Genomic DNA, 215 nt, shown 5'->3' on the forward strand with positions numbered 1-215 from the left:
TTACCGTCTTTACGTATCAGGAAGGCGAGCCCTGCTACCGTTGCCTGAGCCGTCTGTTCGGTGAAAACGCCCTGACCTGCGTCGAGGCAGGCGTGATGGCCCCGCTAATCGGCGTGATCGGATCGTTACAGGCGATGGAAGCCATTAAGCTGCTGGCAAGCTACGGTAAACCGGCGTCTGGAAAAATCGTCATGTACGACGCCATGACCTGCCAG

General features: G+C 57.7%; 1 pseudogene. It reads left to right on the forward strand.

Features of this window, described 5'->3' with window-relative positions:
• Positions 1 to 215 (forward strand): annotated as a pseudogene (locus tag FDX22_RS20100) (molybdopterin-synthase adenylyltransferase MoeB); the annotation flags it as partial.

It is taken from the genome of Citrobacter sp. TBCS-14, from assembly GCF_005280805.1.
Classification (GTDB): domain Bacteria; phylum Pseudomonadota; class Gammaproteobacteria; order Enterobacterales; family Enterobacteriaceae; genus Citrobacter; species Citrobacter gillenii.